Source organism: Mycobacterium sp. NPDC050041 (genome assembly GCF_049541695.1).
In the GTDB taxonomy this organism is placed as follows: domain Bacteria; phylum Actinomycetota; class Actinomycetes; order Mycobacteriales; family Mycobacteriaceae; genus Mycobacterium.
The window spans coordinates 675053-694203 of record NZ_JBMVDG010000003.1 but is presented as its reverse complement, the minus strand read 5'-3'; the positions used below and the strand labels follow the sequence as shown (position 1 = coordinate 694203).

At 65.5% G+C, this 19151-nt stretch carries 16 protein-coding genes and 1 pseudogene; 16 read left to right on the top strand and 1 reads right to left on the bottom strand.

The window, feature by feature from the left end:
* The first annotated feature begins 198 nt into the window (after nucleotides 1-198).
* The 10 genes from ACPCHZ_RS13785 (at nucleotide 199) to ACPCHZ_RS13740 (ending at nucleotide 12182) form a co-directional block, all read left to right on the top strand.
* Nucleotides 199-1116, top strand: a complete 918-nt coding sequence (locus ACPCHZ_RS13785; RefSeq protein WP_423485227.1) for a TRAFAC clade GTPase domain-containing protein — start codon at nucleotides 199-201, stop codon at nucleotides 1114-1116.
* A gap of 1 nt (nucleotide 1117) precedes the next feature.
* Entirely contained in the window at nucleotides 1118-3505 is a 2388-nt protein-coding gene (locus ACPCHZ_RS13780; RefSeq protein ID WP_423485226.1) for a hypothetical protein, read from the top strand.
* 2 nt (nucleotides 3506-3507) lie between these two features.
* The gene (locus ACPCHZ_RS13775; protein WP_423485225.1) at nucleotides 3508-5205 is read left to right on the top strand and encodes a TRAFAC clade GTPase domain-containing protein; all 1698 of its coding nucleotides are present in this window, start codon (nucleotides 3508-3510) and stop codon (nucleotides 5203-5205) included.
* A gap of 53 nt (nucleotides 5206-5258) precedes the next feature.
* The gene (locus ACPCHZ_RS13770) at nucleotides 5259-5405 is read left to right on the top strand and encodes a hypothetical protein (protein WP_423485224.1); all 147 of its coding nucleotides are present in this window, start codon (nucleotides 5259-5261) and stop codon (nucleotides 5403-5405) included.
* A 305-nt stretch (nucleotides 5406-5710) separates the two neighbouring features.
* Nucleotides 5711-6214, top strand: a complete 504-nt coding sequence (locus ACPCHZ_RS13765) for a hypothetical protein (protein WP_423485223.1) — start codon at nucleotides 5711-5713, stop codon at nucleotides 6212-6214.
* A gap of 19 nt (nucleotides 6215-6233) precedes the next feature.
* Nucleotides 6234-6563, top strand: coding sequence for a hypothetical protein (locus ACPCHZ_RS13760; protein WP_423485222.1), 330 nt, complete (start codon nucleotides 6234-6236; stop codon nucleotides 6561-6563).
* 49 nt (nucleotides 6564-6612) lie between these two features.
* On the top strand, nucleotides 6613-9393 hold the full coding sequence (locus tag ACPCHZ_RS13755; protein ID WP_423485221.1) for an ATP-binding protein: 2781 nt from the start codon (nucleotides 6613-6615) through the stop codon (nucleotides 9391-9393).
* Nucleotides 9390-10958: an Hsp70 family protein gene (locus ACPCHZ_RS13750; protein ID WP_423485220.1), complete on the top strand. Its 1569-nt coding sequence runs from the start codon at nucleotides 9390-9392 to the stop codon at nucleotides 10956-10958. Before ACPCHZ_RS13755 ends, ACPCHZ_RS13750 begins: the two co-directional genes overlap by 4 nt.
* Nucleotides 10951-11556 (top strand): vWA domain-containing protein, encoded by a 606-nt coding sequence (locus tag ACPCHZ_RS13745; protein WP_423485219.1) that lies wholly within the window; start codon nucleotides 10951-10953, stop codon nucleotides 11554-11556. Before ACPCHZ_RS13750 ends, ACPCHZ_RS13745 begins: the two co-directional genes overlap by 8 nt.
* Nucleotides 11557-11567: 11 nt before the next feature.
* Entirely contained in the window at nucleotides 11568-12182 is a 615-nt protein-coding gene (locus ACPCHZ_RS13740; RefSeq protein ID WP_423485218.1) for a vWA domain-containing protein, read from the top strand.
* A 4-nt stretch (nucleotides 12183-12186) separates the two neighbouring features.
* Here ACPCHZ_RS13740 and ACPCHZ_RS13735 read toward each other — a convergent pair whose 3' ends face one another.
* Nucleotides 12187-13191 carry a hypothetical protein gene (locus ACPCHZ_RS13735; RefSeq protein ID WP_423485217.1) on the bottom strand — a complete coding sequence of 335 codons (1005 nt, stop codon included), beginning with the start codon at nucleotides 13189-13191 and terminating at the stop codon, nucleotides 12187-12189.
* Nucleotides 13192-13300: 109 nt separating this feature from the next.
* On the opposite strand from ACPCHZ_RS13735, the pseudogene ACPCHZ_RS13730 reads away from it, so the two are divergent.
* The 6 genes and pseudogenes from ACPCHZ_RS13730 to ACPCHZ_RS13705 all read left to right on the top strand — a co-directional run.
* Nucleotides 13301-13456: pseudogene (locus ACPCHZ_RS13730) on the top strand (TetR/AcrR family transcriptional regulator); the annotation flags it as partial.
* A gap of 293 nt (nucleotides 13457-13749) precedes the next feature.
* A complete protein-coding gene (gene rpsL, locus ACPCHZ_RS13725; RefSeq protein WP_135126427.1) occupies nucleotides 13750-14124 on the top strand; it encodes a 30S ribosomal protein S12 in 375 nt (124 codons plus the stop codon).
* Nucleotides 14124-14594: a 30S ribosomal protein S7 gene (gene rpsG / locus ACPCHZ_RS13720; protein ID WP_077077601.1), complete on the top strand. Its 471-nt coding sequence runs from the start codon at nucleotides 14124-14126 to the stop codon at nucleotides 14592-14594. Before rpsL ends, rpsG begins: the two co-directional genes overlap by 1 nt.
* Before the next feature lie 101 nt (nucleotides 14595-14695).
* Nucleotides 14696-16801: an elongation factor G gene (fusA, locus tag ACPCHZ_RS13715; RefSeq protein WP_364972815.1), complete on the top strand. Its 2106-nt coding sequence runs from the start codon at nucleotides 14696-14698 to the stop codon at nucleotides 16799-16801.
* A gap of 81 nt (nucleotides 16802-16882) precedes the next feature.
* The gene (tuf, locus tag ACPCHZ_RS13710) at nucleotides 16883-18073 is read left to right on the top strand and encodes an elongation factor Tu (RefSeq protein WP_264011645.1); all 1191 of its coding nucleotides are present in this window, start codon (nucleotides 16883-16885) and stop codon (nucleotides 18071-18073) included.
* 170 nt (nucleotides 18074-18243) lie between these two features.
* Entirely contained in the window at nucleotides 18244-19056 is an 813-nt protein-coding gene (locus tag ACPCHZ_RS13705) for a cutinase family protein (RefSeq protein ID WP_423485216.1), read from the top strand.
* Nucleotides 19057-19151: the final 95 nt, after the last annotated feature.

The following is a 19151-nucleotide window of genomic DNA, read 5'->3' as shown; positions in this document are numbered from 1 at the left end:
TCCGGTCGCCAGGCCCCCGGCAGGACGCCGTGCAAGCCCATCGTCGACGAGCGAACCAGACTGCACCTCGGCCAGGGGCCCGCCGTTCCGCCGAGCTTCCCGAGCAAGGCCAAGGTCTACGCGGAGCGACAGGAGGCGGACTGCCCGCAATGCGGCGGACCGACAAAGATTCGCGTCTGCTCGGTGTGCCATTCGGTGATGCCCAGTACGTTCGGTCACGCGAAGAGTCCGATGTTCGGCATGGTCGGGGTCAAGGGTTCGGGGAAGACCGTTTACCTGACGGTGTTGATCCACGAACTAAAATCATCGGTCCGCCGCCGCTTCGGAGCGTCGGTTCGGTCCCTTGGCGAGTCACCCATGAACGCCGCCGTGGAGCAGATCCGAGAGACCATCAACAGCGGAGGCGTGCTGCCGCCCTCGACCGCTCAGGCGGGCGACGTACGTCAGTACCCCATCGTGCTGGAGTGGCAGGTGGAGAAGGACGGTTTCCTCGGCCGCTCAAGCGTGTCGTCCACGATTCTGTCGTTCTACGACACTGCGGGCGAAGATCTGAACACTCAGAACACCACCAGCAGCCTGGCCTATCTCGCCGCGGCAGATGGGCTGATCGTCCTGCTCGACCCCTTCCAGTTCCCGGAGAATACGCGACGCGGCCTCAGTCTGGGCATCGACGGTGACGCGCTAGATCGACCGGCAATCGATGTGATGTCGCGCATCACCGAACTGCTCCGCAGCGCGGACTCGGTGAAGGTGGGCAGGAAGATCGATCGGCCACTGGCAGTGGTGGTCTCGAAGATCGACGCGTTCTTCAACGACGTGCCTCCCGACCACGCGATCCGAAAGGCGCCTTCCAAGCTTCCGCTCTTCGACGAGGCCGAGTCGGCTGATCTCCACAATCACGTCGAGGCACTCGTCGATTCGTGGGGCGGCGATGACGTGCTGAGTCTGTTGCGGACGAACTTCTCGAAGTACCGGTTCTTCGCGATGTCCGCGCTTGGCGCCCCGCCCGACTATCAGACCGCTCGTGCTGATAGCCAGGGGCTGCGCCCGCACCGGGTCGCCGAACCGCTGCTGTGGCTGATGGCGAACGACAAGATCATCGAGAAGCAGGACTGAGATGGCCTTTCGAAGCTTGCTCTACACGGATTGCCGCGCCGATGAATCCCTGAGCGGTGGAACGGGTTACCAGTTTCAGGCCGCGTCCTCCGATGTGCAGCCGGCCGATGAGACCGTGATGCTGCAGGACTTGATGTACCGGCCCTCCCCGGATCTGATGGCGCGCGAAGCGCCGGTGACCGAGTACCCGCCGTCTTTCGCGTACGCCAAGACCGACGACGGCTACGCGGTCGGGGCGGGGGTGTATCTGGGCCGGGTGTCGGGAGATGCCCGCCAGGGCAACCAGATCACGCACGGGGTGTTCACCAGTGACCTTGAGGATTTATCTACGACCCGACCCGCACAGCTCTTCGGCGCCGACTTCTGGACGGCTGAGAAGCAGCCGTCCAAGCAGTTGCCCACGATCGAGGCGCCGTTGATCTACCGCGAGGAATTCGATCTCGAGGCGCTCCACGAGATAGCGACTCAAGGTGCCGATGCGGAAGGGTTTCTGGCCAAAGTTCTTTCGGCGTTCGAACACGCCACAGCCGAAGCCTGGGTCAAGGTCGTCATCTCGTCCGGAAATCCAGAGACCGTGATGCAGTGGATTGCGCTCGGCACGATGCTGCTGCCCACCCCGCAGGCTCTCGGGCTCAGCATTCGGGTGTTCGTCCCAGATCCCGTAACGGCGGGCGCCCACATCGTCGCCGTCCATCCGCCGTCGATGAACCGGCCGCCTGACGTCACGACCCTGCAGTTCGTCAGCGGCATCGACCTGGACGGCAAACGTACGGGCCGCATCGACGTCACCGAGCGGGCGGCGTACTGGGCGGGCAAGTTCACGGCCGGTGATCCGTACGAGGTCATCGACGCCATCGAACTGGCGGGGAGGTTGTCCGCGAGCGAGCCGACGAACCGCACCGTGGCCGGCTTGGTCATGCTCTCCGAATCGTTAACGAACGCGGACACCGTCAACGCGGTGGCGGAGGCCTTCGAGTCCTTCGACGCCGAGGAGTACGAAGAGTTCGCGGGGCCGCTCGTCGACGCATTGGAACTCGCCGAGCAGCAGGGCGATCTCACGCCAGAACCGTTCGCGAGCATCCGCCGTGCCATCGTGCGCCACGGTGGTGCGACCTCGGAGCTGTCGGATCGGGTACAGAGCAATGTGCTTCTACGTGCCTCGACGGCAAGGGATTTCGCGGTCAGGCTGGTCGATGACGCTTCGCTGGACTGGGCGTGGCAACGGCCGCCCGCAGCGGATTCGACGGCGGCGAGATCACTGTTGGCGACCATCGCAGCAGCCGAGGACGGCGAGCTGTCCGCGGTGTTCGCGTTCGCGCTCCGCACCGGCGTCTCGACCACCCCCGAGGACGTGCGGGATTCGGCCCGGCGACTCGCCGATCACTGGGTAACTCATCCCGAACTGGTGGATCGACACCCATCGTGGATCCACCCGGAAACGATTCTGCAACTGATGGTGCAGAGCCTGCAGCGCGACGTCGCCACGGGCCCGACACCCGCCGTGAACGCGGCTATCGAGCAGGGGCAGTGGGACTGGCTGCTGGACGTCGACTGGGTGCTGCGCAGTGGCGGGCCATTGGCCGCGGAGATCGCCAGCCGGTCGCTCCTGAAGGCGGAACCGCGAAAGCGGGAGTACCTGATCACCCGGATCGCCAGCGCTACCGGCGCCGGCGGCTGGGTACCCCTGTGGCGCAACCGGAGTCCCGATCTCGACGAGGCGATGTTCTGGCTTGCGGTGCGTCCGATGGACGTCTGGGATCCGCGCTTCGCCGTGGCCATTGGACCGGGTGTGGGTCGCGTGATCGACGCGGGCCGGATCCGCGGTCAGGTGTTACGCCTCATCCGCGATATCTACACAGCTGCTCCGGACAAGCTGCCTCCGAACGTGGCTCGGCTCGGGCGGCAGAACGTGGAGCTGACCCGCGATGTGCAAAGCGTCATCGCCCGCCGCGACAAACCCGATATCGGACGCCGACTGGCCGGCGTTGACCCGCAAATCCTGCGAATCCGGTTGGGCGAGGTGATCGAGGCGTTAATTGGCAACGCCAAGACTGACGATACCGCGGCGTTCCTGGAGCACTGCAGCATCGACGCGACGGAGACCCTGATCGCGAAGCTTGATGCCCTCGCGAAGCTTCATCCCGCCGCAGCGCTGAAGTACGTGTTCCTGCTGGCGGACCACAAGCTGCCGAAGTCGACGGGCAAGGCGTTGAAGGCCTTTCCGCTGCAGTGGTACGAGTCTGCCTCGGACGAGGCCCGCGCGCAGATGGGCGTCGAACTCGGCGAGGCATGGCCCCAATGGGACGAGATGGAAGCGGAGTTCGAACGCAAGCACGAATCGACCGTCAAAAAGGTTGGACGACTGTTCAATCGTGAGAAAGGACGTTAGGCGTGCCTTTTGTCGTATTCGTTCTGATCGTTATCGGCATCGCCATTGCGGTCTATGCCGTGTGGACAGCTGCTGTGGCATTACTCAAGCTCTTGTCACTACTCGTCTACGTGATTCCGGTCGTGGCCGCCGTCGCCGTGGTGGCGGGGGCCGTCTTCTCATTGTTGACGACGAGTTGGGTGCTCTGGGGAGGCGGCTCACCACTTCCACTCGTCAGGGACCCGAACAAAGTCGTGGCGAAAGAGGTGTTCCGGCGTGAACCGACCGGGCCATCGAAGGCCTACGGCTGGGATTGGGCGTGGCCGTCCTACCTGCCGTATCAGATTTCCGAGGACGCCAAGGCGGTCTACGCCACCCAGATCGGTCTCATCGCGGGCTACTGGCGCGCAGCCACGGTGAGGATCAACGCTGCCGGCGCCGTCACGTCCGGGATCAAAATGGCTGCAATCAGAGTCGTCGGATTCGTCGGCGCGGGCTTCGCTTTCGCGTGCTTCTGGGTCGGTGTGGCGATCACGTCTGCATTGACAGCGATCGCCATGTCGATTCTGTTCGCGGTCGCCATGCTGGTTCGGTGGTCAGCCATTTACGGGTTGCGCGGTCTCGACGCGGCCTACCGGACGGTGCGGCGCAGTTCGGCCAAATGCCCGGAGTGCTACGAACCGACGACGTTGCCCAGCTTCGAGTGCCCCGACGCGAAGTGCGGCCACGTTCACCGGGACATCAGGCCGGGGCGTCTCGGCGTCGTCGTCCGGCGATGCGGCTGTGGGACCGCGCTTCCCACGACGGTGGTGAGGGCGTCGCTGGCCAAACTAAGAGCCCGCTGCCCCTACTGCGACGCGTACCTCAGCGCCGGAGCGGGCAGCCGCCGCACGATCCAGGTTCCGGTGTTCGGCACCACCAACTCGGGCAAGACCCGTTTCATGCTCGCCGCCACCGTCGGGCTCGCCCAAACCCTCAGTGAGCAAGGCGGTTCACTCGCAGGCACCACCCCTACCTCGCAGAGCAAGCTCGAGGATGCAAGCCGGCTCATCGCGCAGCGCGCCAACACCGTGAGGACCGACGCCGCGCTTCCCCAGGCCTTCGGGCTGTTGGCCACGCCGGCCGAGGGGCGGCCGGTCGAACTGCACCTGTTCGACGCGGCCGGTGAACTGTTCGACAAGTGGAATACCAGCGCCAACCTCCGCTACCTCGAGTCCGCCGAGGCCATGGTCTTCGTCATCGACCCGCTCAGTACCCAAGCAGCGAAGGCTTCGCTGAACCGAGTGGGAGGTGAAGCCGTGCCCGTCGGAAGTGGCAGCCCCGCCGATTCGTACGACAGCGCCATCGAGTATCTACGCGCGGCCAACGCCGATCTGAAGAATAAGACCCTGGCGGTCGTTCTGACGAAGGCCGACGTACTCCTGACCCTGCCCGTCGCCGGTGACCTTCAAGCGGGTGACGAGTCGTCTATACACCAGTGGTTGACCGACCACGACCTCGACGCGTTGATGGATCGCACCCGGCTCGACTTCAAGTCGGTGAAGTACTTCGTCGCCGACTCGTTGAACTCGACGCAGCCGTCGTCGCCGGTCAGCCCGTTCCGTCCTTTGGCCTGGCTGTTACGCGAGGTGAAGGCGAACGTGCTGCGTCCGGAGGCGGAGCAATCCGTAACCAGCCCGGCGGCAGCGACGGGCACCAACGCCGATTGGGGCAGACCGTGAATCAGCTACCTACGGGTCACCTACTCGCGCGCCGACTCGCCTTCATCGCCCTGTTGACCACCGTTGCCATCGTGATCATCTGGTTCCTGATCTCGAAAGTGTTGGGCGGTGACGTCGCCATGTGGTTCAACCAGTTCCGGTACGAACAGGAGAATCTCTTCTACTCGCTGTACTACGCCTGGAAGTGGCCGTGGGGCTAGCACCGCTGTGCCCGAACTGCGGACGGCCGAAGGTCGGCCGACGATGCCTGGTGTGCGGATTCAAAGAGCCGCCGACCACGTCGACCGGTAGCGGTAGTCCGATGGCCGGCGACACCAGGCCTCGACGTCCTGGTACCCCGGCACCGGCCACGTCGACACCGGCCGCGCCGATACCGCCCAGTCCGCCCCGGACTCCGCCGTTGGTTCCGCCCGCCGGCGATCCGCGAAGGCCGGTCCGGCCGGCGCCGTCGGCGGGGGCGCCACCACCACCGCCGCGGCTGCGTCCGCCGTTCGACGGCGAGGTGGTGCACGTCGGGGACCGGCGCGTGACTTCGCGAAGTCAGGCCGCCGCCAACTCGATCGCCAGTCTCGGCGGCGGACTCGCCGGTGCGGTACCGCGCGCCTTCGGCATCGCCCTCGGCGTGTTCTTCGCGCCGCTGAGGATTCTGGCCGGACTCAACATGATGGGCGCGCTCGGTGGGAACCGCAAGCGAGCCGAGGCGGAAATGGAGATTCAGTCGTTTCGCACGCGCCTCTCGGCGGGGGACGTCGTCGAGTGCGTACTGCGCGGTGAGAACCGAAGTGGTGAAGTCGCATTGGGTGACCGCGTGCGCGTTCACGGCCGACGCTCGTTTCGTGCGGGCAACCTCATCAACGTGACGCGGGTCGTGAATCTCGACACCGGTACCGTGATTCGACCGCATGTCCCGTTCGGGGTTCGGTACGCGCTTCCGCTCGCGGTCGCCAAATTGGCGGTCGGCTGTTGCATCCTGCTGGTACTGCTGACCATGTGTGGAGTCATCCGATGATCGAGGGGACAGAGGGAACATGAACGAAATGGACGGCACCAGGGAAGCGCGCGCCGAAGCCGCACCGAGCTTCGACTCGGTCGAACGCGCCCCACTGTCCGCCGAATCCCGTGAGCAGGGTGACGAGGTCTATCACGGCGCCGAGGCCAACACCGACCGTCCCCACCTCGAGTCCGAGGTCGGTGAGGCCGCCCTGCACGGGTACACCGATGTGCCGGGCGAGTCGACCGAGTCCGCCGAAGCCGGCGAAGCCCGCGCCGAGACCGACGCGGAGGGCGAGGTCTACGACATCTGGGATCGCCGCAACGAGACCAGCGGCAGTATCAACCTGAGGAACTTCGGACGTTGAGTATCCGCACGGCCGCGATATGACGGCGCCATTGGCGTCCTTCTTCCGCATGGACGCCGTCGAGTCATTGGCTCGAACGCAGAACTCCGACCCCAGCGAGTTGCTCTACCTGCTGAGGTACGGCGCCTGGGCGGAGGGGCGCTGCGCGCCGGCCACTCGCTTCGCGAGCACGCGCTGGGTTCGTCTCGATGCGCTACCCGCCGTGGACGACGACGAGTCCGGGCCCTTCGAGAACCTCTTGACCGCCGTGATCAACGCGTCGACGACCGTGGAAGTGGTGCTCGACCACGACGACGACGGCCTCGCGGTGTATCTCGGCAGCGAGGCTGACGTGGTCAAACGCGGCCGTCGGATTATCGCCCCCGGTGTTGACCCGCAGCCGTGCACCGCGCCGCCCCCAATGACTGGCTGGCACGAGCTGGGTTTGGTCTTCCGGTTACTCAACGACAACTCCGCAGCGCACCATCCGCGGACCGGCGGTACACGACTGCTTCAGCGGCTCGGTGCGCTCGACGGGCGATGGCGTCTGACGTGGCGCCTGACCGGATCAAATCTGGGTGACCTCGACGATGTGACGGGGCGGATCGAGCACGTTGAAGAGCTTGCCGCGCAACGCAAGACCTCCACTCGTCAGACGTCGACCACCTCGTCGACCTCGGCAAGTTCGAGCTCGTGGTCGCGCATCGAACGGTGGCTCTCGCAGCTCCACGACCATCTCGCGCTGGGGCGCAGCATCGGGCTCTGGCAGGTGACGACGCACGCGCTCAGCCCCGATACCCCCGCGCTCGAGTCGGTGATCGCGGCATGTCGGGCGGCACTGCCTGTCACGGCGGCGCGCATCTTCGCCACCGACGTGTGCGGTGTGGGTTCCTCAGCCGATCCCGCGCCGACGTCCGTTCTCACCACCGCCGAAGTCGCCTCGATTCTGGCGTCGCCCGCCACGACCATTCCCGGTCTGCGGGTGCACAAGTCGATGCCTTCCGGGCGACGTATGGTGCGCGGAGCGGTCCTGCCCATCGGTCAGTTCTGGGGCACTGACATCCCCTGCGAGCTCGCACTCGACGATTTGGAAGGCCACGCCTTCATCGCGGGCACCACCGGAGCGGGCAAGACCGCGACCGTCACCCGCATCCTCGCTGAAGCGTGGAACCGGCACGGCATCCCGTGTCTCATCCTCGATCCCGTTAAGGATGACTACGCCCAGTCCGCCAAGTGCTTTCGCGGCGGTCTCACCGTGGTCCGGGGCTCGACGCTCTGCATGAACATGCTGGCGCCGTGGCCGGGAACTGCTGCCGAAGTTCATGTTTCGCGCGTGTCGCAGGCGTTTCGCGGATCCTTCTCCATGCCGTCGCCCGCGCCATACGTCGTTATGCAGATGTTCGACTCGCTGCTTACTGCGCGGGGCGGAGTCGGCGACGCGGCGAATCTCTCGGATCTGAGGGATTCACTGGATGGCCTGGTACAACAGCTCGGCTACGCCGCCGAGAACACGGCGAACATCCGCGCTGCCGTGATGACACGGCTCAATCTGCTGCTCGCACCGCACCGCGCCCACCGGTTCGTCTGGCCCGATTCCACTTATCTGCTCGATCTGATGACCAAGCCCACGGTCGTCACGCTGTCCGATCTCGGTGACGACGAAGAGCGCTCGTTCGTGGTTCTGCTACTCGCGATGGCGGTCTGGTCGGCTGCGAAGTGCAGGCCGTCGCCCGCGCCGATCGAGCACCTGCTGGTGCTCGAGGAGGCCCATCGCGTCATCCCTGAGGTCGGGCCTGGCCTTCCAAATGACGAAAATGGAAGTGCAAGAAGAGAATCTTCCGGGCTCTTGGTGTCGATGCTGGCCGAGGTGCGAAGCTTCGGAGAGCAAGTGCTCATCGTCGACCAGAGTCCCGCAAAGGTGGCTTCCGACGTGGTGCGAAATACGAATCTGAAGGTCGTACACCGCATCGTGCACCCCGAGGATCAACAGCAACTCGGCGGCTCGATCGGCCTGGACGAGGACGACTACTCCGCACTCGGGTCCCTACAACGCGGGCAGGTGGTCGTCTCGACGAGGACCGAGCCCGCGCCGCAACTCGCGCGAATCGGGCTGGCGCCGCCGCTCGGCGTGCGGGGCGCCACGGAGCAGAGTCAACCGCCGGTGCCATGGCCCTGCTGTACCCCGGCCGGCGTACCTGCCAGCCACTTCCTGGCGTGGCAGAAGGCGGGCGCTGCAGCGCAGTACCTCGCCCTGTTTCTGGTGGGCGTACGGTTCGGCGACGGGGACGGGGCCAAGCTGCGACAGTATGTTTTTCAGTCGCTGTTGCGTCAGACGTCCATCCGCGACCTCAACCGGGAGTGCCTGGCGTGGGCGGGGATACGGCACGTGCTCTCGGCGGAGCGGGCACTCGGGTTCTTTAAATCTCCCAACGCCTTCGAGGCATCGGTGGACAGCTCGTATGCGGCATGGGCGTCCAAGGAGCCCGCTGCGGCGACGCTTGCAAGGGAGGTCCGCCTCGACGCAGGCGGCTATCTGGCCCGCTGCGATATGTGCGATGAAATGTGTGGAGTCCGTGTTCCTGCCCAGCTGTGGCTCGCCGGGCGGACGCGCACGGGTTTGCGTTCGTTGAGCACGATCACCAGGCGGGAGGCTCTGCCGGCCATCGAGCACGCAGTGGCCAGGGAGCTGGATGTACTCACCGTGCTGCTGGGTCCGGACGCCGCCTGGCGGCTGCAGCGCTGCCAGATCGCGCAAGCCGTCCACCACGCTCAACTCGACCGTTCGGTCCGGGTCGAAATCGAAGACAACGTCAAGAAACTACTATCCTCAGCTGGAGGTGCCACGCCGTGACTGTAATCGGAATCGATTTGGGAACAACGTATTCCGCAGTCGCTCATGTAAATGCTTCCGGGGAGGCCGAGGTAATCGCCAACGCCGAGGGTGTGCTCACCACGCCGTCGGCGGTGTACTTCGACGCACAGGGCTCCGCGATCGTCGGCCAGCAGGCGAAGGAATATGCGGCGGTCGACGCCGAGAACACCGTGACCCACATCAAACGCCGCATGGGTGAACGCTTCGACATCTGCGTTCGCGGCAACGTCGTCGGGCCCGAGGGAGTCTCAGCGCTGATCCTGCGCGGGTTGGTCGACGCCGCCAAACGCACGCTGGGTGGGACCGGCGATGTGAAAGCCGTCATCACCGTGCCCGCTTACTTCGGGGTGTCGGAGCGCGAAGCCACAGCGCAGGCTGCGGAGATCGCAGGCATCGACGTACTGGAACTCATCGCTGAACCGGTTGCGGCGGCTGTCGCCTACGGCATCGACAAGGGCGGCACGGGCACGGTCCTCGTATACGACCTCGGGGGCGGGACGTTCGACACCACCGTCATCTCGCTGACCTCTAGCGGTCCCAGGGTGCTCGTCACCGACGGGGATCACGAACTCGGCGGCGCGGACTGGGACGAGCGCATTCTCGCGCACCTGATCGACCGGTTCTGTGCGCTCAACGGGATCGACGATCCGCCGGAGGACGAGTCCTGGCTTCAAGACCTATCGCTGCGCGCCGAGCAGCTCAAGAAGAGTCTCACCGCGGTTACGTCGAAACCCATCGTGATCCGCCACGAGGACGCGTCGGCCAAGGTCGAAGTCACTCGCGACGAAGTCGAGGTTGCGACCAGGGACCTCCTGGACCGCACGTTCGACATCGTCGACCGCGCGCTGGCCGCCGCGCGTGCTGCAGGTGCGTCGACTCCGACCAAGGCCCTGCTGGTGGGCGGGTCCAGTCGCATGCCCGCCGTGGCCCGTGAGCTCACCATGCGCTACGGGATGGAGACGGTGCTCGCCGACCCCGATCTCGCGGTCGCCAAGGGCGCCGCGCTTCACGCGCACGCATTGGCGGGGCGCATGACGCGGATAGCAGGTGGCCCGCTCAGCCAGAAGGCGCAGCGCGGACTGATGCTCGCGCAGGTGAGTTCGGTGCTCCCAAGGGGCTTGGGCATTCTGATCCTCGACAGTTTTGATCCGTCGGGTACTCGACGGATCGTCGACCACATCGTGACAGCCAACACGCCGCTCCCCGTGCGACCCGTAGCCAAGCGATTCTCGACGTGCCTGGACAACCAGGAGAAGATCCGGATCGAGGTTTACGAGCAGGCGGGTGCGACTGCGTCACCGGAGGTCGAACACAACCGCCGCGTGCTGGATGGCGAACTCAGTGGCCTCCCATCGCTCAAGGGTGGTTCACCGATCGACGTCGAGATCGGGGTCGACCGAGACGGCCGGATCACCGTGACGGCCACTGAGCCGAAGAGCCGACGCCAATTGGTTCTCGAGTCCTACATCGAGGGCGTCGCCGATTCGGCGGAAGCTTCGCGCCAAGCTGATGTCGTCGGAAGGATCACGATCCTCCATGGCTAGCTGGGTTCGCAAGACTTTCGACTCGCACGGGCTCACCCAGCATGCGCCGGGACCCCATCTGAGCAAGATTCAGGACCTGGCCTCGGGATTGGTCGTCCTCTGCATCGACGTAAGCGGCTCGATGGCAGGAAACAGGTTGACCGAGGCCTGTGCCGGCGCCCGCAAGTTCCTCGCCGAAGCTACCGCCAACGGCTACAAGGTCGCGCTGGTGTCTTGGGACACCTCCGTGATCGAGTCCTACGGATTCGACGCGGGCGCTGGCGCGGTCGACGCTGTACTGAAGCGTGGTCTGCGCAACGGTGGTGGCACAAATATCGTTCCTGCACTCGAGCATTCGCATAAGATTCTCGCTGGGCTGCGGGGTGACCGTGTGGTTGCAGTATTCGGCGACGGCGATCTGGGCGACGAGTCGGGGGCCAAGGGTCGAGCCGGAGCGATGCACGCCGAAGGCATCCGCATCATCACGCTCGGTCTCGGACACGGCGCCGCAGCCGCACTCGATGCCATTTCGACCGAGCGGGGCGAACCGCCACGCGTCGTCGACGAATCCAACATCTCGTCCGGTATCGCGGGGCTCGCCCGCGTTCTGAAGAAGTAGGGGGGCCGCGAGTGGCCACCTGGGTACGGGAGTCCTTCGACTCGCATGGGCTGACTCAGCACGCCGCTGGTCCGCACCTCGCGAAGATTCAGGAGCTGGCGTCGGGCTGGGTCGTGCTGTGCATCGACGTGAGCGGATCGATGTGGGGCTCACCGATCAGGCAGGCGTGCGACGGTGCTCGCAGGTTCCTGGCGGACGCTGCCCAAAACGGTTATCGGGTCGCACTGCTCGAGTGGCATCACGGCGTCAGTGGCTACTACGGTTTCAACACCGGTCTTGTGGAACTCGACCGAATTCTCATGACCGGGCTGCATGCCTCCGGGGGCAACGACATCGTCCCGACGCTCGAACTGTGCGAGCGCGAGTTGGGCACGTACCGCGGTGACCGTGTGGTGGCGATCTTCGGCGACGGTGACCTCGGCAACGCTTCGTCGGCGCAGACCAAAGCCGCCGACCTTCATTCGAATGGGATCCGCATCCTGACGCTTGGGCTCGGCGAGGGGGCGGCCACGGCGCTCAACGTCATCAGCAGCGAGCGACTCGACGCGCCGCGCGTCGTCGACTCCGGCGAACTCGCCAACGGCATCGCAGCTCTGGCCAAGGTTCTCAAGAGGTCGTCCACCTAGCGGATCAACGATTCATGGTCGTACCCGACTCGCCGAGTCGGTGGCTCAGCATCTTCGCGAAGCAGTGGTCGGCGTCCCAACCCTCGGAGGCGCACCAGTCATTGGCCGCCGCACCGCTACTCATCGGAATCCCCGAAACGGTGATCCACCAGTCCTTGATGCGGTACACGGGCCAATCGCCCGACCACACCAATTTGGCATCGGGATAACGCTGACGCAGTTGCATGTGCTCGCGCACGATGTCGTTGGCCTGCCAGGTGACTCCTTCGTAGTACAAACCGGGGCGCTTCGAACTCAATTGAGGTTGCCAGACCTCCAGAAGGTTGGAATCGATGTACTGCAGGTCGGATGCGACGATATCGACGAGCGCGGAGAACGCCGCCGCGTCGAGGCTTCCGTGCTCGGGTGCGCCGACGTCGATCGCGGTGACCGCTGAAGCGCCGGTGGTGCCTGCGGACGGCGATGAGGCGGCACCCTCGCGGTGCGCAGCGAAGGTGAGCGCCCCGTTCGTCGCGCCGGGCGTCCGCCAGTAGGTTCCCGCCGGGAATGTGAATGTGACTGTCGTTGACACGTCGTCGCCTGGCACGACGATCGGAGTCGACGACAGGTCGAAAACTCCGGCTGCGACGTCACGGCCCGCATCGTCGACCGCCGTCAACCGGAAGCGATCGTTAGCGATCAGGTCGCCCGACGCGCACGTGGACAACAGGGTCGTCGTGACGACGAGGCCGCTCGACTCCTGGTTCGCGGATTGGATCTGGACGTTGACCGGCGTGGTGCAGGGACTGATGTCGCCGACGTACTCGGGGGACTGGTCGGACTGGCTCGTCCAGTCGCTCGTGCGGCCACCCGGCCGGCGGTCCGCTGCGTTCGTGTCGGACCCCGCGCTCAGCAGAGCGCCCACCATGGCACCCACGATAAGGACGGAGGTGCAGACGGACGTCATGAGGAGGTGGCGCGGTTGGACCCGTGATGCCGCGGACGAGGCTGATGCATGGCCGGTGGTCATTGCCCCCACAATCGTGATCACTGGTCGGTCAGTACATTTTGCTTAGCTTTGCACCAGTGCGAAGAGCTTTCGCGAAAGGGATCGAGCGAACGCTAGCTGGGCCGTGAAGAGCCTGGAGTTCTGGTCGGCGATGCACGGGTTCGTACTGTTGGAGATGACGGGCGTCATGCGCGGCATCGACACCGACACCGTGTTCACCGACATGGTGCTGCGGCTGGCCTCCGGAATGGAGCTCCGCTCCGGGGTGGGCGCTGACCTGCGGTAAGGCCGAGGCGTTCGCGCAGATCCGGCTCTCGCGGGGGCTCCGGACACGTTTTGGTTCGGCGCGGGCCACCCTGGTATCGTGGGAGACCGTGCCTGGCCCATAGAGGCGCATGCGGTGTCCGCATGCCCGCACGCCGGGCCAATTCGCATGTCTAACACGCATCGGAATCCCACCGGTGCGAGCGCGTGCGACACGCCCGGTCGCGGGGTGGGCGGACGCGGCGAAACTGCAGTACAGAGACTTGAAAACGAAGTATCGAGAACGAACCGAGAACGAACACAGGAAGCCGGTACATGCCAACCATCAACCAGCTGGTCCGCAAGGGTCGCCGCGACAAGATCGCCAAGGTCAAGACCGCGGCCCTCAAGGGCAGCCCGCAGCGCCGCGGCGTGTGCACCCGCGTGTACACGACCACCCCGAAGAAGCCGAACTCGGCGCTTCGGAAGGTCGCGCGCGTCAAGCTGACCAGCGCGGTCGAGGTCACCGCCTACATCCCGGGCGAGGGCCACAACCTGCAGGAGCACTCGATGGTGCTGGTGCGCGGCGGTCGTGTGAAGGACCTGCCCGGTGTGCGTTACAAGATCATCCGCGGCTCGCTCGACACCCAGGGCGTGAAGAACCGCAAGCAGGCCCGCAGCCGTTACGGCGCCAAGAAGGAGAAGAGCTGATGCCACGCAAGGGACCCGCGCCCAAGCGTCCGTTGGTCAACGACCCGGTCTACGGGTCGCAGCTGGTCACCCAGCTGGTCAACAAGGTGCTGCTGGACGGGAAGAAATCGCTGGCAGAACGCATTGTTTATGGTGCGCTCGAACAGGCCCGCGACAAGACCGGCACCGACCCCGTGGTCACGCTCAAGCGGGCGATGGACAACGTGAAGCCCGCACTCGAGGTTCGCAGCCGTCGCGTCGGTGGCGCCACCTACCAGGTGCCCGTCGAGGTCCGGCCGGAGCGGTCGGTCACCCTCGCGCTGCGCTGGCTGGTCAGCTTCTCGAAGCAGCGTCGTGAGAAGACCATGGTCGAGCGCCTGGCGAACGAGATCCTCGACGCCAGCAACGGCCTGGGTGCCGCCGTCAAGCGGCGGGAAGACACCCACAAGATGGCCGAGGCGAACCGGGCCTTCGCGCACTACCGCTGGTGACCTAACGCGCCGGCGGCACACCGGAGCCGCCCCCGGGCGGCAGCGTTGCGGTCCGGCGCACTGAACAGACACCCACCACGCAAGCGAAAGAGATGACTTCTGTGGCACAGAAGGACGTGTTGACCGACCTGACCAAGGTCCGCAACATCGGCATCATGGCGCACATCGACGCCGGTAAGACGACGACGACCGAGCGCATCCTCTACTACACCGGTATCAGCTACAAGATCGGTGAGGTGCACGACGGCGCCGCCACCATGGACTGGATGGAGCAGGAACAGGAGCGGGGGATCACGATCACCTCCGCGGCCACCACCTGCTTCTGGAAAGACAACCAGATCAACATCATCGACACCCCCGGGCACGTCGACTTCACCGTCGAGGTGGAGCGCAGCCTGCGCGTGCTCGACGGTGCCGTGGCCGTGTTCGACGGCAAGGAGGGCGTCGAGCCCCAGTCCGAGCAGGTCTGGCGGCAGGCCGACAAGTACGACGTCCCCCGCATCTGCTTCGTCAACAAGATGGACAAGATCGGCGCGGACTTCTACTTCTCGGTCAAGACCATGGAGGACCGTCTCGGCGCCAACGTGATCCCGATCCAGATTCCGATCGGCTCCGAGGGCGAGTTCGAGGGCGTCGTCGACCTGGTCGAGATGAACGCGAAGGTCTGGCGGGGCGAGACCAAGCTCGGTGAGACCTACGAGACCATCGACATCCCCGCCGATCTCCAGGAGCGGGCCGACGAGTACCGCACCAAGCTGCTCGAGGCCGTCGCCGAGACCGACGAGGCGCTGCTCGAGAAGTACTTCGGTGGCGAGGAACTGTCCATCGAGGAGGTCAAGGGTGCGCTGCGCAAGCTGACCATCAGCTCGCAGGCCTACCTGGTGCTGTGCGGCAGCGCGTTCAAGAACAAGGGCGTGCAGCCCATGCTCGACGCGGTCATCGACTACCTGCCGTCGCCGCTCGACGTCCCGCCTGCCGTCGGCCATGCGCCCGGCAAGGAGGACGAGGAGATCGTCCGCAAGCCGTCCACCGAGGAGCCGTTCTCCGGGCTGGCCTTCAAGGTCGCCACGCACCCGTTCTTCGGCAAGCTGACCTACGTCCGGGTGTACTCGGGCAAGGTCGACTCCGGCTCGCAGGTCATCAACGCGACCAAGGGCAAGAAGGAGCGGCTGGGCAAGCTGTTCCAGATGCACTCCAACAAGGAGAACCCGGTCGAGACGGCGTCCGCCGGGCACATCTACGCGGTGATCGGCCTCAAGGACACCACCACCGGTGACACCCTGAGCGACTCGAATCACCAGGTCGTGCTCGAGTCGATGACCTTCCCCGATCCCGTGATCGAGGTGGCCATCGAGCCCAAGACCAAGAGCGACCAGGAGAAGCTGGGCACCGCGATCCAGAAGCTGGCCGAAGAGGATCCGACCTTCAAGGTGCACCTGGACCAGGAGACCGGCCAGACCGTCATCGGCGGCATGGGCGAGCTCCACCTCGACATCCTGGTCGACCGGATGAAGCGCGAGTTCAAGGTCGAGGCCAACGTCGGCAAGCCGCAGGTGGCCTACAAGGAGACCATCAAGCGCGCGGTCGACAAGGTCGAGTTCACCCACAAGAAGCAGACGGGTGGCTCCGGTCAGTTCGCGAAGGTGCTCATCTCCATCGAGCCCTTCACCGGCGAGGACGGTGCCACCTACGAGTTCGAGAACAAGGTCACCGGTGGCCGCATCCCCCGCGAGTACATCCCCTCGGTGGACGCGGGTGCGCAGGACGCCATGCAGTACGGCGTGCTCGCCGGCTATCCGCTGGTCAACCTCAAGGTGACGCTGCTCGACGGCGCCTACCATGAGGTGGACTCGTCGGAAATGGCCTTCAAGGTCGCCGGTTCGCAGGTGCTCAAGAAGGCCGCGCAGGCCGCGCAGCCGACGATTCTCGAGCCGATCATGGCGGTCGAGGTCACCACGCCCGAGGATTACATGGGTGAGGTGATCGGCGACTTGAACTCCCGCCGTGGTCAGATCCAGGCCATGGAGGAGCGGTCCGGTGCCCGCGTCGTGAAGGCGCAGGTGCCTCTGTCGGAGATGTTCGGCTATGTCGGCGACCTGCGGTCGAAGACCCAGGGCCGGGCGAACTACTCCATGGTGTTCGACTCGTACGCCGAGGTTCCGGCGAACGTGTCGAAGGAGATCATCGCGAAGGCGACGGGTCAGTAACCCCCGTTTTCTTCTCGGACCACAACTGAAGAAACCAACCTGCTTTAACCAAAGCACCAACAAGTCCAGGAGGACACAGAAGTGGCGAAGGCGAAGTTCGAGCGGACGAAGCCGCACGTCAACATCGGGACCATCGGTCACGTTGACCACGGCAAGACGACGCTTACTGCAGCAATCACCAAGGTTCTGCACGACAAGTATCCCGATTTGAACGAGTCGCGCGCATTCGACCAGATCGACAATGCGCCTGAAGAGCGGCAGCGCGGTATCACGATCAACATCTCCCACGTGGAGTACCAGACCGAGAAGCGCCACTACGCGCACGTGGACGCACCCGGCCACGCGGACTACATCAAGAACATGATCACCGGTGCCGCCCAGATGGACGGCGCGATCCTGGTGGTCGCCGCGACCGACGGTCCGATGCCGCAGACGCGTGAGCACGTGCTGCTGGCCCGCCAGGTCGGCGTGCCCTACATCCTGGTCGCCCTGAACAAGGCCGACGCCGTCGACGACGAGGAGCTCATCGAGCTCGTCGAGATGGAGGTCCGCGAGCTGCTGGCCGCGCAGGACTTCGACGAGGACGCTCCGGTGGTCCGCGTCTCGGCGCTCAAGGCGCTCGAGGGCGACGAGAAGTGGGTCGAGTCGATCGTCGAGCTGATGGCGGCCGTCGACGAGTCCATCCCGGACCCGGTCCGCGAGACCGAGAAGCCGTTCCTGATGCCCGTCGAGGACGTCTTCACGATCACCGGCCGCGGCACCGTGGTCACCGGTCGTGTGGAGCGCGGCGTGGTCAACGTGAACGAGGAAGTGGAGATCGTCGGCATCAAGACGACCACCACCAAGACCACGGTCACCGGTGTGGAGATGTTCCGCAAGCTGCTCGACCAGGGTCAGGCCGGTGACAACGTCGGTCTGCTGCTGCGCGGCATCAAGCGTGAGGACGTCGAGCGCGGCCAGGTCGTCGTGAAGCCCGGCACCACCACGCCGCACACCGACTTCGAGGGCCAAGTCTACATCCTGTCCAAGGACGAGGGTGGCCGGCACACGCCGTTCTTCAACAACTACCGTCCGCAGTTCTACTTCCGGACCACGGACGTGACCGGTGTGGTGACCCTTCCCGAGGGCACCGAGATGGTGATGCCCGGTGACAACACCGACATCAGCGTCAAGCTGATCCAGCCGGTCGCCATGGACGACGGTCTGCGCTTCGCGATCCGTGAGGGTGGCCGCACCGTCGGCGCCGGCCGGGTCACCAAGATCATCAAGTAGGTCCGCCTACCGACGATCTGAAGCCTCTGAGCGGCGCTCACCCGAAAGGGTGGGCGCCGCTTTGCTTTCGCCCCACCTGTAACACGCCCGCGCGTCCGGCGATATACCTCGCAGTGGCCGCCGCGACGGCCGGGAAGGGTCGGGGTTTCGTGTTTCGTCGTTCAGCTTCAGTGATCTGTGCCGCCGCTCTGGCAGGCGCCGCCGCCATCGGGTTGGCCGGTACCGCCCAGGCGCAACCCGCATGCCCGGATGTGCACTGGATGGGTGCCGCCGGCTCCGGTGAGCGCGGCGCCGAGGTCGCCATGAACGAGGGCATGGGGCGGGTGGTGTACCGGTCGATGCTCGACCTGAACCGCCGGCTGCAGCAGGACGGTCGCACCATGACCGCCGAGGCCGTCGTGTATCCGGCAACCGAGGTCCCCGAGGACGGCGGGATCCTGGACTGGTCCGGCTTCATCGACAGCGTGGACGACGGCTCCGCAGCGCTCGGCAGCCAGTACGAGGCGTTCGTTCAGCAGTGCCCGACCACCAAGGTGGTGCTCGCCGGCTACTCGCAGGGCGCGATGGTGGTGCACCGCAACCTGCACGCGCTGGCCGCCAGCCCGAACCTCGCCGCGGCGCTGCTGATCGCCGACGGGGACCGGCTGCCCGCCGACCCGACGCTCAACCTCGGCTCGGTGTCGTCGGTGTCCGGCGCAGGCAAGGGTGTCGCGCAGGACTGGCCGATCCTGGCGCACGCCCCCGCGCCTCTCCCGCCCGCCGTCGGCAGCCGGACGATCAGCGTGTGCGACCTCGGCGACGCCGTGTGCGACTACGACCCCGACGCGGAGGACACCATGAACCCGCTCGCGGTGGCCGTGCACACCAGCTACGCCAGCACGACGACCGGCGACTACGCCTGGACCTCACCGCTCTACCAGCTGTTGCCGTCGTCGGCGCCGGTGCCGGAAAACCCCGTGCAGGACGTCTCGCTGCCCTCCTGACGCGCTCGCGCGGAGGACGGTCGGCACCTGAAAAGACACCACTCGAAAGCGCCGGTGAGCGTTACGCTGACACGCGACATGTCGGACGAGGGGTG

Excerpts from the sequence above, each read along its gene's own strand:
- ACPCHZ_RS13785 (WP_423485227.1), top strand. The coding sequence starts at position 199 with ATGCCCAGTACGTTCGGTCACGCGAAGAGTCCGATGTTCGGCATGGTC.
- ACPCHZ_RS13780 (WP_423485226.1), top strand. The coding sequence starts at position 1,118 with ATGGCCTTTCGAAGCTTGCTCTACACGGATTGCCGCGCCGATGAATCC.
- ACPCHZ_RS13760 (WP_423485222.1), top strand. The coding sequence starts at position 6,234 with ATGAACGAAATGGACGGCACCAGGGAAGCGCGCGCCGAAGCCGCACCG.
- ACPCHZ_RS13755 (WP_423485221.1), top strand. The coding sequence starts at position 6,613 with ATGGACGCCGTCGAGTCATTGGCTCGAACGCAGAACTCCGACCCCAGC.
- ACPCHZ_RS13745 (WP_423485219.1), top strand. The coding sequence starts at position 10,951 with ATGGCTAGCTGGGTTCGCAAGACTTTCGACTCGCACGGGCTCACCCAG.
- ACPCHZ_RS13735 (WP_423485217.1), bottom strand. The coding sequence starts at position 13,191 with ATGACCACCGGCCATGCATCAGCCTCGTCCGCGGCATCACGGGTCCAA.
- rpsL (WP_135126427.1), top strand. The coding sequence starts at position 13,750 with ATGCCAACCATCAACCAGCTGGTCCGCAAGGGTCGCCGCGACAAGATC.
- rpsG (WP_077077601.1), top strand. The coding sequence starts at position 14,124 with ATGCCACGCAAGGGACCCGCGCCCAAGCGTCCGTTGGTCAACGACCCG.